The organism is Bradyrhizobium sp. 195, from assembly GCF_023101665.1.
GTDB lineage: Bacteria > Pseudomonadota > Alphaproteobacteria > Rhizobiales > Xanthobacteraceae > Bradyrhizobium.
Genome location: NZ_CP082161.1, coordinates 7,333,026 through 7,346,697, shown reverse-complemented (window position 1 = coordinate 7,346,697; position 13,672 = coordinate 7,333,026). Strand labels below are relative to the sequence as shown.

The window sequence follows — 13,672 nt, the reverse complement described above, 5'->3', positions numbered from 1 at the left end:
GCGATGACACCCTGTGCTGATGTGACCGAGGCTTGAAAGGTTCAGCGCGGCAGATCCGTCTTCCCCATCAAAAACGTATCGATCGACCGCGCACACAGCCGGCCCTCGCGGATCGCCCAGACCACCAGCGACTGCCCACGGCGCATGTCGCCTGCCGTGAACACGTTCGGGCGCGAGGTCTGGTAGTCGAGGGTGTTGGCCTTGACGTTGCCGCGCGGGTCAAGCTCGACCGCGAGCATCTTGAGCAGGCCCTCGTGCACGGGATGCACGAAGCCCATGGCGAGCAGGACGAGCTCGGCGTCGAGCTCGAACTCGGTGCCGGCAATCGGCTTGAACTTGTCGTCGACGTGCACGCAGTGCAGCTTCTTGACTTGGCCGTTCTCGCCGGAAAACTTCTGCGTCAGCACGGCGTACTCGCGCACCGCGCCTTCGGCCTGGCTGGAGGAGGTCCGCATCTTCAAGGGCCAGTTCGGCCAGGTCAGGCCCTTGTTCTCGCGCTCGGGCGGGGCGGGCATGATCTCGAGCTGGGTCACCGACAGCGCACCCTGGCGCAGCGAGGTGCCGATGCAGTCGCTTCCGGTGTCGCCGCCGCCGATGACGACGACGTGCTTGCCGCCGGCCAGAATCTCCTGGACGCCGTTCAGGGGCTCGCTGGAGACGCGGCGGTTCTGCTGCGGCAGGAAGTCCATGGCGTAGTGGATGCCTGACAGCTCGCGGCCGGGGATCGGCAGGTCGCGCGGGGCTTCGGCGCCGCCGGTCAGCGCCACGGCGTCGTACTCGTTGAGCATCTCGCGCGGATCGACGTTGCCGTCCGCGCCGACGTGACTGTTGTAGTGGAAAGTGACGCCTTCGCCTTCCATCTGCTTGACGCGGCGGTCGATGACGCCCTTCTCCATCTTGAAGTCGGGGATGCCGTAGCGCAGCAGGCCGCCGGCCTTGGCGAACTTCTCGAACAGATGCACGTCGTGGCCGGCGCGCGCGAGCTGCTGCGCGCAGGCCATGCCGGCCGGGCCCGAGCCGATCACCGCGACCTTCTTGCCGGTCTTGACGGACGCGACCTCAGGCTTGAGCCAGCCATTGTCCCAGGCGCGGTCGACGATCGCGCATTCGATGGTCTTGATGGTGACGGGGTTGTCGTCGATGTTGAGCGTGCAAGAGGCTTCACATGGCGCAGGACAAATGCGCCCTGTGAACTCCGGAAAATTGTTGGTCGAATGCAGGTTGCGCGAGGCTTCTTCCCAATTGCCCTGATAGACGAGGTCGTTCCAGTCGGGAATCTGGTTGTTGACCGGGCAGCCCGGCGTGCCCGGCGCGACCGAGCCGGTGCCGTGGCAATAGGGAATGCCGCAGTTCATGCAGCGCGCGGCCTGGTCGCGCACTTCCTTCTCGGTCAAGGGAACGACGAACTCGTTGTAATGCTTCACGCGCTCGGCGACCGGGGTGTACTTGCGGTCGTGCCGTTCGATTTCGAGAAAACCCGTGATCTTGCCCATTAAACCCGAAGTCCCTGCCGCTTAGTTCGTTTGTTGCTTCCTCACCGTCATTGCGAGGAGCGAAGCGACGAAGCAATCCAGTCTGTCGCTGAGGAGAAAGTCTGGATTGCTTCGCTACGCTCGCAATGACGGGCGCTGATGTTGCTACGCCCCGATCGCGATTTTCGGCTCGGCGTCCGCGTTGGCGGCCATTTCGCGCAGCGCACGCCGGTACTCGACCGGCATCACCTTGCGGAATTTGGGCAGCCAGTCCTTCCAATTGGCAAGGATGTCGGCGGCGCGCTTGGAGCCGGTGGCTTTCGCATGGCGCGAGATCAGGACGTGCAGCCGCTCGACGTCGGAGGCGAGCAGGTTCTTGAACACGTCGACCCGGCCGTGCGCCTCGAGGTCACCGGAATGGTGATAAGTGCCGGCGTTGATCAACTCTTCCGACAGCACCGGCTCGAGCTCGACCATGGCCATGTTGCACAGCCTGTCGAAGTCGCCGGTCTCGTCGAGCACATAGGCGATGCCGCCGGACATGCCGGCCGCGAAGTTGCGCCCGGTCTTGCCGAGCACGACCACGATGCCGCCGGTCATGTATTCGCAGCAATGATCGCCCGCGCCCTCGACCACTGCGACCGCACCCGAGTTACGCACGGCAAAGCGTTCGCCGGCGATGCCGCGGAAATAGCACTCGCCTTGAATGGCGCCGTACATCACGGTGTTGCCGACGATGATGCTCTCCTCCGGCACGATGGCGGAGTTCTTCGGCGGCTTGACGATGATCTTGCCGCCCGAGAGGCCCTTGCCGACATAATCGTTGCCTTCGCCCTCGAGCTCGAAGGTGACGCCGTGGGCGAGCCACGCGCCAAAGGCCTGGCCAGCGGTGCCCTTGAGGCTGACATGGATGGTGTCGTGCGGCAGGCCGGCATGGCCGTAGATCTTGGCGACAGCACCGGACAGCATGGCACCGGCGGAACGGTTGGTGCTGTTGATATTGGCCTCGATCTTCACCGGCGCGCCGCGATCGAGCGCGGGCGTCGCCTTCTCGATCAGCGAGCGGTCGAGCACCGCCTCAAGATGATGGTTCTGGCGCTCGGAGTGATAGATCTTCTGGCCCTTCTCTTCCTTCTGCTTGACGAACAGCTTCGAGAAGTCGAGGCCCTTGGCCTTCCAGTGCGCGACCAGCTTGGTCTGGTCGAGCAGCTGAACCTGGCCGACCATCTCGTTGAAGGTGCGGAAGCCGAGCGAAGCCATGATCTCGCGGACTTCTTCCGCGACGAAGAAGAAGTAGTTGATGACGTGCTCGGGCTGGCCGGTGAAGCGCTTGCGCAGGACGGGGTCCTGGGTCGCGACCCCGACCGGGCAGGTGTTGAGATGGCACTTGCGCATCATGATGCAGCCGGCCGCGATCAGCGGCGCGGTGGCAAAGCCGAACTCGTCGGCCCCCAGCAGCGCGCCGATCACGACGTCACGGCCGGTGCGGAAGCCGCCGTCGACCTGGACCACGATGCGGCTGCGCAGCCGCTCGCGCACCAGCGTCTGGTGGGTTTCGGCGAGGCCGATCTCCCAGGGGGAGCCGGCGTGCTTGATCGAGGTCAGCGGCGATGCGCCGGTGCCGCCCTCGAAGCCTGCGATGGTGACGTGGTCGGCGCGCGCCTTGGCGACGCCCGCGGCAACCGTGCCGACCCCGATCTCGGAGACGAGCTTGACCGAGACGTCACCGGTGGGGTTGACGTTCTTGAGGTCGTAGATGAGCTGCGCCAGATCCTCGATCGAGTAGATGTCGTGGTGCGGCGGCGGCGAGATCAGGCCGACGCCCGGCGTGGAATGCCGGACCTTTGCGATGGTCGCGTCGACCTTGTGGCCAGGCAGCTGGCCGCCTTCGCCGGGCTTGGCGCCCTGCGCCATCTTGATCTGCATCATGTCGGAGTTGACGAGATACTCCGTGGTGACGCCGAAGCGGCCCGAGGCGACCTGCTTGATCGCCGAGCGCATGGAATCGCCGTTCGGCATCGGCTTGAAGCGGTCGGATTCCTCGCCGCCTTCGCCGGTGTTCGACTTGCCGCCGATCCGGTTCATGGCGATCGCGAGCGTGGTGTGCGCCTCGCGCGAGATCGAGCCGAAGCTCATCGCACCCGTGGCGAAGCGCCTGACGATGTCCTTGGCCGGCTCGACCTGGTCGAGCGGGATCGGCTTGCGCTTCTCTTCGTCCGCGTTCTTGATCCGGAACAGGCCGCGCAGCGTCAGCAGGCGCTCGGACTGCTCGTTGAGGATCTTTGCGAAGGCGCGATAGCGCTCCTGCGAGTTGCCGCGCGCGGCGTGCTGCAGCAACGACACCGACTCCGCGGTCCATGCGTGATCCTCGCCGCGGCTGCGATAGGCATATTCGCCGCCGACATCGAGCGAGGTCTTGTAGACCTGAGCCTCGCCGAACGCGTCGGCATGACGGCGCACGGCTTCTTCGGCGATCTCGCCAAGGCCGACGCCCTCGACGCGGGTGTGCGTGCCCGCGAAGAACTTTGCGACGAAATCGGCCTTGAGGCCGACCGCGTCGAAGATCTGCGCGCCGCAATAGGACTGGTAGGTCGAGATGCCCATCTTGGACATCACCTTCAGGAGCCCCTTGCCGATCGACTTGATGTAACGCTTGACGATCTCGTAATCGTCGAGCGAGCCGGGCAGGCGGTCCTTCATCGCGATGATGGTCTCGAACGCGAGGTAGGGGTTGATTGCTTCGGCGCCGTAGCCTGCGAGACAGGCGAAGTGATGCACTTCGCGCGGCTCACCGGATTCGACGACGAGGCCGACCGAGGTACGCAGGCCGACGCGGATCAGATGATGATGCACGGCGGCGCAGGCCAGCAGTGCCGGGATCGGCACCCGGTCGGTGCCGACCATGCGGTCGGACAGGATGATGATGTTGACACCCTCGCGCACCGCGCTTTCCGCGCGCGCGCAGAGCTCGTCGAGAACCTGGTCCATGCCCGCCGCGCCGAGGCCGGCGTGGAAGGTGGTGTCCAGCGTGCGCGACTTGAAGTGCGACTCGGCGACATCGGAGATCGAGCGGATCTTTTCCAGATCCGCGTCGGTCAGGATCGGCTGGCGCACTTCGAGACGCTTGGTGGTGGCAAGGCCCTGCAGGTCGAACAGGTTCGGCCGCGGCCCGATGATGGAGACGAGGCTCATCACCAGCTCCTCGCGGATCGGGTCGATCGGCGGGTTGGTGACCTGCGCGAAGTTCTGCTTGAAGTAGGTGAACAGCGGCTTGGCCTTGTCCGACAGCGCCGAGATCGGCGTGTCGTTGCCCATCGAGCCCGCGGCTTCCTCGCCCGTGGCCGCCATCGGCGTCATCAGGATGGCGATGTCTTCCTGGCTGTAGCCGAACGCCTGCTGGCGATCGAGCAGCGACAAATTGGAGCGCACGCCGGTGGTCGGAACCTTCGGCAGCTCTTCCAGCACGATCTGGGTCCGCTCCAGCCACTCCTTGTAGGGATGGCTCTTGGCGAGTTCGGCCTTGATCTCGTCGTCCGGAATCAGCCGGCCCTGCTCGAGGTCGACCAGCAGCATCTTGCCGGGCTGCAGGCGCCACTTCGTGATGATCTGGTCCTCGGGGATCGTCAGCACGCCCATCTCGGACGCCATCACGATGCGGTCGTCCTTGGTGACGAGATAGCGCGCCGGCCGCAGGCCGTTGCGGTCGAGGGTGGCGCCGATCTGGCGGCCGTCGGTGAAGGCGATCGCGGCGGGGCCGTCCCACGGCTCCATCAGCGCGGCATGATATTCGTAGAAGGCGCGGCGCTTCTCATCCATCAAGGGATTGCCGGCCCACGCCTCCGGAATCATCATCATGACGGCGTGCGGCAGCGAGTAGCCGCCCTGCACCAGGAATTCGAGCGCGTTGTCGAAGCAGGCGGTGTCCGACTGTCCCTCATAAGAGATCGGCCAGAGCCGGTTGATGTCCTTGCCGTAGAGCTCGGAGCTCACCGAGGCCTGGCGCGCCGCCATCCAGTTGGTGTTGCCGCGCAGCGTGTTGATCTCGCCGTTATGCGCGATCATGCGGTAGGGATGCGCCAGCGACCAGGCGGGGAAGGTATTGGTCGAGAAGCGCTGGTGAACCAGCGCAAGCGCGCTCTCGAAATCCTTCTCGTGCAGGTCGGGATAGTACTTGCCGAGCTGGTCGGCGAGGAACATGCCCTTGTAGATCACGGTGCGGCAGGACATCGAGCAGGGGTAATAGCCTGCAAGGCCGCGGTCGCGACGCTGGTAGATCGCCTGCGAGATCGACTTGCGCAGGATGTAGAGCCGACGCTCGAAATCGTCCTCGGTCTTGGCGGTACCGTTGCGGCCGATGAACACCTGCATGCAGGCGGGCTCGGTCGGCTTCACGGTCACGCCGAGCGAGGAATTGTCGGTCGGCACGTCGCGCCAGCCGAGCAGGGTCAGCCCCTCTTCCTTGATCTGGTCGGCGATGATGCTCTTGATGACGTTGCGCCAGGCGGTGTCGCGCGGCATGAACAGCGCGCCGATGGCGTATTCGCCGGGCTGAGGCAGCGCGAAGCCGAGCTCTCCGGCCTTGCGGCTGAAGAAGGCGTGCGGGATCTGCACCAGGATGCCGGCGCCGTCACCGGCGCGCGGGTCGGCGCCGACGGCGCCGCGGTGCTCGAGATTGCAGAGGATGTTCAGCGCGTCCGCGACGATCTCGTGCGACTTCTGGCCCTTGATGTTGGCGATGAAGCCGACGCCGCAGGAGTCCTTCTCCAAGCTCGGATCGTAGAGGCCTTCGGCCGGCGGGCGCGAATTGTGCTCTTGAATCGGATTGGTAATCGGATCGGTCGTTTTCGAGGCGACCGTCGCCGACAGCTCTTCTGCCACGATGCTTGCGCGCTCGAATTGCGACCCGTTCATTGTTCCAATCCTCTCCATGCGGCAAGCTGCCTCACCGCCATCTTCGGCGCACCTTCGGCGTTCCGCGGCACCCGCCTCTGGGTCACCGCTCGTCCGCTGCGAGCCGCATTTTCTTAAATTCAGGCCTAGGCGTTCTTCGTCCCCGAGAACGGCTTTGCCTGGTACCTTGCCGGCGCTCGAAAGTGCCAGTTTTCGCTGCAATCCCTGTGCCGGAACCGCAGGTAAAATTGAGACAGTCTTCCTGTCCTAACCATCACATTGCCAAATTTTTGTCTAGCACACAAGCGCGCGGAAGTCCCGATTCCCGATATGTCAATCAATCGCTTTCCAAAAGTTGCGCAGCCCCTGTTTTGAAGCAAACGCGCCCTGATCCGGCCCTGCGGGCGCCGAAATCCCAAATGAAGCTTCGGATCAACCCTTCGGAAGGCGCGCCACGCCGCAAGAAGCGAAAGAGCGCAAGTCATCCAGGGCCTGACAGGAGCGTGTCGACCATGAAGTTTTTCACAGGATGTGTGGCTGCTGCCACGCTGGCGCTGGCTGCAACCACTGCCGAGGCGCAGGTTCCGGCGAGCGGTATTGCGGGAGGGGCCACGATCGCGGTGTCGGATTTCGACGGACCCTATGCGCCCTCGGAAGTCGCGCCGCCACCGCCGCCGCGTTACGGCCAAGGCTACGGTTACGGCTACGAAGAGCGGGCGCCGGCACCGGCGCTGCTGCCGGCCACCGAGGTCTACGCAGTGCTGCGCGACAACGGCTTCTCGCCGCTCGGCATCCCGCGCCTGCGCGGCAGCGTCTACACCATCGCGGTGATCGACCGCCGCGGCGACGACGGCCGGCTCGTGATCGATGCCCGCGACGGGCGGATCATCCGTTTTATGCCGGCCGCTGACGCCTATGGCATGGCGCCGACCTTCGAGGAGCCCGCGGTGGCGCCTTACCGCCCGCAAAGCGCGTTGCCGGCGCCGACGATGGTCCGAGGCGGCCCGCCGCGCCCGCCGGCCCCGATCCCGCATGTCGCCAGTCGCACCGTGCCGCTGCCGAAGGCCGCTCCGCACCGCGCCGAGACGCCGGCCGCGACTGCGAAGCCGGCCGAGCCTGCGACGCAGCAGGCCCAAGCACCGCAGGCTCAAGCACCGCAGGCTCAACCAGCGCAGCAGACCGCTGCCGCGCAGGCGAAGCCGGTGGAGGCGGCACCTCAGGCCGCCGCACCGACCGTCGGCCAAGCCAAGCCGGCTCCGACGATCCTGCCGACGCAGGACATGCCGGCGGCACAGGGGCTGGATTAGCGAGGCGAGTTTGGAGCGACGGCGCCAGCCACACCCAACGCTGTCATCCCTGTGAACGCAGGGATCGATACCGCGTGATCTATCGGTGGGGATGAGGAGCTAGTACCGGACCACTAGCCTTCGCCAAACTGCTCCCTGGGGTTATGGGTCCCCGCGTTCGCGGGGACGACCTAGGGGAGAAAGTAGAGCACAACAAAAAGCGCCCGAAAATCTCGGGCGCCTTTTGCACGAAAGCGATCGCCGCTCAGCTCCGCGGATACCCCGCCGCTTCCAGGATCAAATTCGCCACCTCCTTCGGATGCGACACCAGCGAGAGGTGGCCGGCATCGAGCTCGATGGTGGTGGCGTTCATGCGCTTGGCGAGGAAGCGTTCGAGGTCGGGATTGATGGTGTAGTCGTTCTTCGACACCGCGTACCAGTTCGGCTTGGCGTGCCACGCCGCCTCTGTGGTGCGGCCGGCGAAGATCGAGGTCGCCGTCGGCCATTGCACTGCGTAGAGCTCCTTCGCCTGCTCCGGCTTCACGCCATTGGCAAAGTACTTCAGGAAGGCGTCCTCCGAGAGCTTGGTGGTGCCGTCGCGCTCGACGATACCGGCGCGGGCCGGGCCTGCGGGAAACTGCTTGGACAGTGCGACGAAATCCTCGTTCGCATCGGGCGCGCGGGCGGCGATATAGACAAGGCCGGTGACCTTCGGGTCGGTGCCGACCTGGCTTATCACGGTGCCGCCCCAGGAATGCGCGACCAGCACCGTGGGACCATCCTGCTCGGCCAGCGCGCGCTTGGTTGCCTCGACGGAGTCGGCAAGCGACGACAGCGGATTCTGCACGGCCGTCACATGCAGGCCCGCGGCCTGGAGGATCGGGATCACCTCCGACCAGCTCGAGCCGTCGGCCCAGGCGCCGTGCACCAGCACGACGTTGGTCGCCTTCACGGTCTGCGGCGTCTGTGCGTGAGCGAGGCTGAGAGGGGCCACCAGCAGGCTCGCGGCGACGAAAAGGCTGCGCCAAAGTGTCATGATCGTTCTCCGTCTCATTTTGTGTTCGATGTCCAAAGGACGGTGCCCGGGGCGGCGGCGTTACGCTTGGTCACTCATCCGTGACAAACGTCCTGATCGGGCGCGCACGAGACGCGTAAGCAAGGTCCGAGTGTGGGCGGTAACGTAGAACGACAGACTCAACCCTGTATTTCCAGTTCAACCGAAAACCAGCCGGCTGCTCGCGGGCGTTTTCGCGAGGCAACGACAAAAAACGCCCCGGGGCACCGGGGCGTTTTCTCAACCTGGAAGTCGCGTGCTGCTTAGGCGGCTTGGGCGGCCGAGTTCTCGATCACCTGCGCCTTCGGTGCGCCGGTGTTGATCGCAATCTGGCGGGGTTTCTTCGCCTCGGGAATCTCGCGGACGAGATCGACGTGAAGCAACCCGTTCTCGAGCGAGGCGTCCTTCACCTGCACGAAGTCGGCGAGCTGGAAGGCGCGCTCGAAAGCACGCGCGGCGATGCCGCGGTAGAGCACTTCGGACTTCGAGTTCTCGTTGGCGACCTTCTCGCCCTTGATCGTCAGCGTATTTTCCTTCGCGACGATGGAGAGCTCATCCCTGGCGAACCCCGAGACCGCAACGGTGATGCGGTAGGCGTTCTCGCCGGTACGCTCGATGTTGTAGGGGGGATAACCGGGGCTGCCGTCCGAACCGGCCTGGTCGAGCAGGCTGAAGAGGCGGTCGAAGCCGACGGTGGAACGATAGAACGGAGTGAGATCGTAGCTACGCATGGTCAAGTCCTCCATTGAGCGACTGTTGGTAACCCGCCCGCCAATCGGGCCGGGCTTTAGTCTGTGTGCAGCCTGATGTTCCGGTTCCGAAACACTGGTAGCGGCCTGCACGAAGATGATATGGGTGGAACGAGACGGCGTTCAAGAGGGCGGCATTTGCGCCTTTTCGGCGCTTTGGCCCCTTGTTTTGCAGCACTTCGCGCCCAAGCACCTCCAATCATGACGCTGGTCTCGATCCCGTCCAATCCCGTTCCCGAAAACGTCGTCAGCGGCACCATCAAGACGCCCGATGGCGCCGAGCTGCGCTTTGCGCGCTGGGCGCCGCCGGCGGGCCGCAAGGGCACCGTCTGCGTCTTCACCGGACGCAGCGAGCAGATCGAGAAATATTTCGAGACCGTGCGCGATCTGCGCGACCGCGGCTTTGCGGTGGCGATGATCGACTGGCGCGGGCAGGGCCATTCCTCGCGCCGCCTGCGCGATCCGCGCAAGGGCTATGTGCGCGATTTCTCCGATTTCGAGGTCGACGTCGAGGCCTTCGTGCAGCAGGTGGTGCTGCCGGATTGCCCGCCACCGTTCTTCGCACTGGCCCACTCCATGGGCGGCACGGTGATGCTGCGGGTGGCGCATGCGGGCAAGCGCTGGTTCGACCGTATGGTGCTGTCGGCGCCGATGATCGACCTGCCCGGCCGCACCACCTCGTTTCCGGTGCGTGCATTGCTGAAGACGATGCGTCTGCTCGGGCAGGGCGGCCGTTACGTCCCCGGGGGCAGCGACCGGCTCACCGGGCTCGATCCCTTCATCAACAATCCCGTGACCAGCGATCCGGTGCGCTATGCACGCAATGCCGCGATCCTGGAGGAGGATCCGACGCTCGGGCTGGCGTCACCGACCGTGGCCTGGGCCGATACCGCGTTCCGCGCGATGAATACGTTCAAGGGCGTGAACTACCCCTCGCAGATCCGCCAACCGATCCTGATGCTGGCGGCCTCCAACGACGCCGTGGTCTCCACCGCGGCGATCGAGGAATTCGCCTATCACTTGCGCGCCGGCTCCCATCTAGTGATCGCCGGCGCCAAGCACGAGATCCTCCAGGAACAGGATCGCTACCGCTTCCAGTTCTGGGCCGCCTTCGACGCCTTCGTGCCGGGCACGCCGCTGTTCAAGTGAGAGGGCAGTGACGACGAGAGAGTCCTCGTTCCCCGTCATTGCGAGGAGCCCTGGCGACGAAGTAATCCAGGCTGCTTCCGCGGAGACAGTCCGGATTGCTTCGCTTCGCTCGCAATGACGAAGTACGGGTCGCGAGCTACAGCGTCTTCAGATATTCGATCAAATCGTAGCGCTCGGCATCGTCCTTGAACACGCGGCCGATCACGCCGGGGCGTTTCGGCTCGCCGTCCTTGCGCTCGAATGAATGGCCGAGCACGCTGTTGCCCTGGATCGGATCCTTCTCTGACCCCGCCGAGAACTGCGTTTCGCCCGTCTTGCATTTCTCGTCCGCGGTCACCGCAAAGCCTACGGTGTCAGGGTCATAGTCGCGGCGGCCCATGCAGAATTTTTGCGGGCGCTCACTCGCCGGCTTCAGCAGCCAATACAACGAGGGCACCGAACCGTTGTGCAGGTAAGGCGCCGTGGCCCAGATGCCGTTCAGCGGCCGCGCGCGATAGCGCGGATCAGGCGCCGGATTGAGACAGTTCTTGCGCGCGAGATTCCACAGTTTCGCTCGTTCGGCGTCCGAGACCTTCTCGTCGTCCATCCATTTGCGGGCGACGAGGTCGACCACCGTCATGAGGCCGAGCGCATAGACCATCTCGTTGGGCGAGGTGCTCGCGGTCGGAATGTCGCATTGCCACCATGTCTGGAGATCAGCCGTATTCACCTTCAGGAAGCCGGGCACATCGACGATCCTCTTGCTGAGAACGAGCGACTGTTCGGGGTCCGTCTTGATCTCGTCGAGGGGGATCGTCACCGCGTTCAGGACCTTGCTGTCGCCGTTCGGCTCCCAATGCTTCGATGACCAGAAGGCGGGAGTGTCGATGGCCGGCAGGTGGCATCCGGAGCACATCTCGGCGTAGATGGTGCGGCCGCGCTCGACGCGATCGGGCTTCAGCCGCCATGCATCGCCGAGGATCTGCGAAGGCCATTTCGGCGCGAGCAGGCCGCCGAACTTCGGACCGGTGGAAGGATCGGCCGGCTTGAACGGATCGGGGCCTCTCAGCATGTCCTCGATCCAGCCGAGTGTCCTGACGTGGACCGAGGACCGCCACAGCCTTTCCTCCGGATAGGCGTCGGACAGGTTGAGGAGCGCGGTCACGCCGAGCGCTTCGCCGGCATTGCGGATCAACGGCTGCTCGATCGAGGCGTCGTATTGGGCGAACTTGAACCAGGGCACGGTCCAGATCGGGGGGTAGCTGACCGGGGCGTCCTGGGCGTGCAGATTCTTCTCGAATCCCTTGACCCCGCTGAGCGCGAGATCCTGCGAGAAGACCTGGTTGCCGATACGGTTGAGCGCGTCGAGGCGGCCGAAACCTTCCTCTGTGTCCTGCTGCTGCCTGCCGTTCCAGGTCTTCTTGCCTTCAATCGTCTGTTGCTGGGTTTTCGCCCAGTCGATCAGGAACGTGCCGATCGCACTGAGCTTCTGCTTGAGCGCGGCGCGGTCCGTCTTGCTGGCCTCGGGGCCGAGCACGCGATCGGCGAAGCGCTGGAAGCGGAACGGCACGTACAGCGTGTAGGCGATCGAGAGGCCGGTGGAGAGCTCCAGCTTCTTCAGGTCGGTCATGGCCGGACCGCCGTCGAAGCGGATGTCCACGCCCTGGTAATGGATTTGGCCGGTGTGGCAGGCCGCGCAGGTCAGCCCGATCTTGTCCTCCTCGCGACGGTCGGTCGCGGGTTCGACGACGCCGGTCATCCGCGCGAAGCCGACCGGCAGGCCGTCGACGTTCTCCGCCGGCGTCCACCTGGTCGACCAGTCCGGCACCTGCGTCGTCTCATAGACATTGGCGTAGCCGAAGCGGCGCAGTGTCGTCGTGTCGGTCTGGATCGACTGCGGGCTCGGGATGAAGCCGAAGCCTTCGAGATAGGCGCTGTCCTTCATCATGCCCGGCTTTGAGAGCAGATGAAGCCGCGGCTGCTCCAGCGCCATGAACCATTCGTAGGGCACCGGGAAGGTCGCGGTGCCCTGGCTGGCATGATGGAACCAGTGCCGGTCCTTCAGCGACCAGTTCTGCTCGAGCCAGAAGGCGGCCTTCGTCTCCGGGACCGCAGGCAAGGGCGGCGGCAGAAGATTCACGAGGATCCCCTTCTGCGGCAGCATGGCGCGGACCTGGTTGGGGAATTCGGCGACGGCCACCAGTGCGACGAGGCCAAGGCCGATGACGAACGCCGTCAGCGCGACTGCCCAGCGAAAGCGGAGGTGGCATGCCGACAGCAGCGGCTGCGACAATATCCGCTGGTTGATACGGTCGGGGAATCTGCGCTCGTTGAACAGCGTGCGCACGTCGGCCACGCTGAGATAACGCTCCTCGTCATTCTTGCCCTTGCCGATGATCTTCAAGAGGATGGGCCATTCGAACTTCATCAGCAGCTTGTAGTACCAGCGTGCGGCGTTGCCTGCGCGCTTGAGGTTGTCGCGGATGAAGGTCTTGATTTCCGCAGCGTTGAGGCCGGGCTCGCTGCTGCCGGTGTTCGGGTCGGTGTAGGTCCGGCCGAAGCTCGCGAGCCGCGCGATCTCGTCCTCGTTGACCTTGCCGTCGACGCTGAGGATGCGCGAGCCGGCGCCGCGCTTGTCGAGCGGACCACCGCGCAGCGCGTCGAGCTGCGCGCCCGACCAGATGCTCTTCAGAATGTGACCGATACCGTTGGCGATGAGCGCAACGCCGCGGACCTGGATGCGGGCCGAGATCTTCTTCAGCCCCGTCTCGCCGGTCGCATTCGCGATGGTCTGCGAGAGCGTGTTGAGCGGGACGGTCCCGCCCTCGACGAAACCTTCACCGACGAGGCCGCGCAGGAACGGACAGGGATTGTTCGGCGAGACCGGGATCGAGGGATCGAAGGGCGGCTTCGAAGCGGGATGATGCATGGCCCAAATCCTGAAAACAGCGAATCGAAATGCGCAGGCGCGCTGTTAGAGCGCGGAAAGTCCTAACAAACCGACAGCAGGTGATACTACTTCAGCGTGTAGCGAAGTGTGGCCGAATTCACTGTCGTGTCAACAATAGCCGGTGCGGATTTGCCAGGGGACCA

The 13,672-nt window shown here is 64.8% G+C and carries 7 protein-coding genes; 2 read left to right on the top strand and 5 right to left on the bottom strand.

The window, feature by feature from the left end; translation table 11 throughout:
* Positions 1 to 41: 41 nt before the first annotated feature.
* Complete coding sequence (locus IVB26_RS34205) at positions 42 to 1,493, bottom strand: glutamate synthase subunit beta (RefSeq protein WP_247969359.1); 1,452 nt, start codon at positions 1,491 to 1,493, stop codon at positions 42 to 44.
* Between the two features lie 144 nt (positions 1,494 to 1,637).
* Positions 1,638 to 6,383 (bottom strand): glutamate synthase large subunit, encoded by a 4,746-nt coding sequence (gene gltB / locus IVB26_RS34200; protein ID WP_247969358.1) that lies wholly within the window; start codon positions 6,381 to 6,383, stop codon positions 1,638 to 1,640.
* Between the two features lie 491 nt (positions 6,384 to 6,874).
* On the opposite strand from gltB, the gene IVB26_RS34195 reads away from it, so the two are divergent.
* A complete protein-coding gene (locus IVB26_RS34195; protein WP_247969357.1) occupies positions 6,875 to 7,669 on the top strand; it encodes a hypothetical protein in 795 nt (264 codons plus the stop codon).
* A gap of 244 nt (positions 7,670 to 7,913) precedes the next feature.
* On the opposite strand, the gene IVB26_RS34190 is transcribed toward IVB26_RS34195, so the two are convergent.
* Together IVB26_RS34190 and IVB26_RS34185 are read right to left on the bottom strand one after the other, a co-directional pair.
* Complete coding sequence (locus IVB26_RS34190; protein ID WP_247969356.1) at positions 7,914 to 8,684, bottom strand: alpha/beta fold hydrolase; 771 nt, start codon at positions 8,682 to 8,684, stop codon at positions 7,914 to 7,916.
* Positions 8,685 to 8,965: 281 nt separating this feature from the next.
* Positions 8,966 to 9,433, bottom strand: a complete 468-nt coding sequence (locus tag IVB26_RS34185) for an Hsp20 family protein (protein WP_246926073.1) — start codon at positions 9,431 to 9,433, stop codon at positions 8,966 to 8,968.
* A 219-nt stretch (positions 9,434 to 9,652) separates the two neighbouring features.
* Here IVB26_RS34185 and IVB26_RS34180 point away from each other — a divergent pair, with 219 nt between their 5' ends.
* The gene (locus IVB26_RS34180) at positions 9,653 to 10,600 is read left to right on the top strand and encodes an alpha/beta fold hydrolase (RefSeq protein WP_247969355.1); all 948 of its coding nucleotides are present in this window, start codon (positions 9,653 to 9,655) and stop codon (positions 10,598 to 10,600) included.
* Positions 10,601 to 10,736: 136 nt separating this feature from the next.
* Here the strand turns inward: IVB26_RS34180 and IVB26_RS34175 are convergent, their stop codons facing one another.
* Positions 10,737 to 13,508: a di-heme-cytochrome C peroxidase gene (locus tag IVB26_RS34175; protein WP_247969354.1), complete on the bottom strand. Its 2,772-nt coding sequence runs from the start codon at positions 13,506 to 13,508 to the stop codon at positions 10,737 to 10,739.
* Positions 13,509 to 13,672: the final 164 nt, after the last annotated feature.

Excerpts from the sequence above, each read along its gene's own strand:
- IVB26_RS34205 (WP_247969359.1), bottom strand. The coding sequence starts at position 1,493 with ATGGGCAAGATCACGGGTTTTCTCGAAATCGAACGGCACGACCGCAAG.
- gltB (WP_247969358.1), bottom strand. The coding sequence starts at position 6,383 with ATGAACGGGTCGCAATTCGAGCGCGCAAGCATCGTGGCAGAAGAGCTG.
- IVB26_RS34195 (WP_247969357.1), top strand. The coding sequence starts at position 6,875 with ATGAAGTTTTTCACAGGATGTGTGGCTGCTGCCACGCTGGCGCTGGCT.
- IVB26_RS34190 (WP_247969356.1), bottom strand. The coding sequence starts at position 8,684 with ATGACACTTTGGCGCAGCCTTTTCGTCGCCGCGAGCCTGCTGGTGGCC.
- IVB26_RS34185 (WP_246926073.1), bottom strand. The coding sequence starts at position 9,433 with ATGCGTAGCTACGATCTCACTCCGTTCTATCGTTCCACCGTCGGCTTC.
- IVB26_RS34180 (WP_247969355.1), top strand. The coding sequence starts at position 9,653 with ATGACGCTGGTCTCGATCCCGTCCAATCCCGTTCCCGAAAACGTCGTC.
- IVB26_RS34175 (WP_247969354.1), bottom strand. The coding sequence starts at position 13,508 with ATGCATCATCCCGCTTCGAAGCCGCCCTTCGATCCCTCGATCCCGGTC.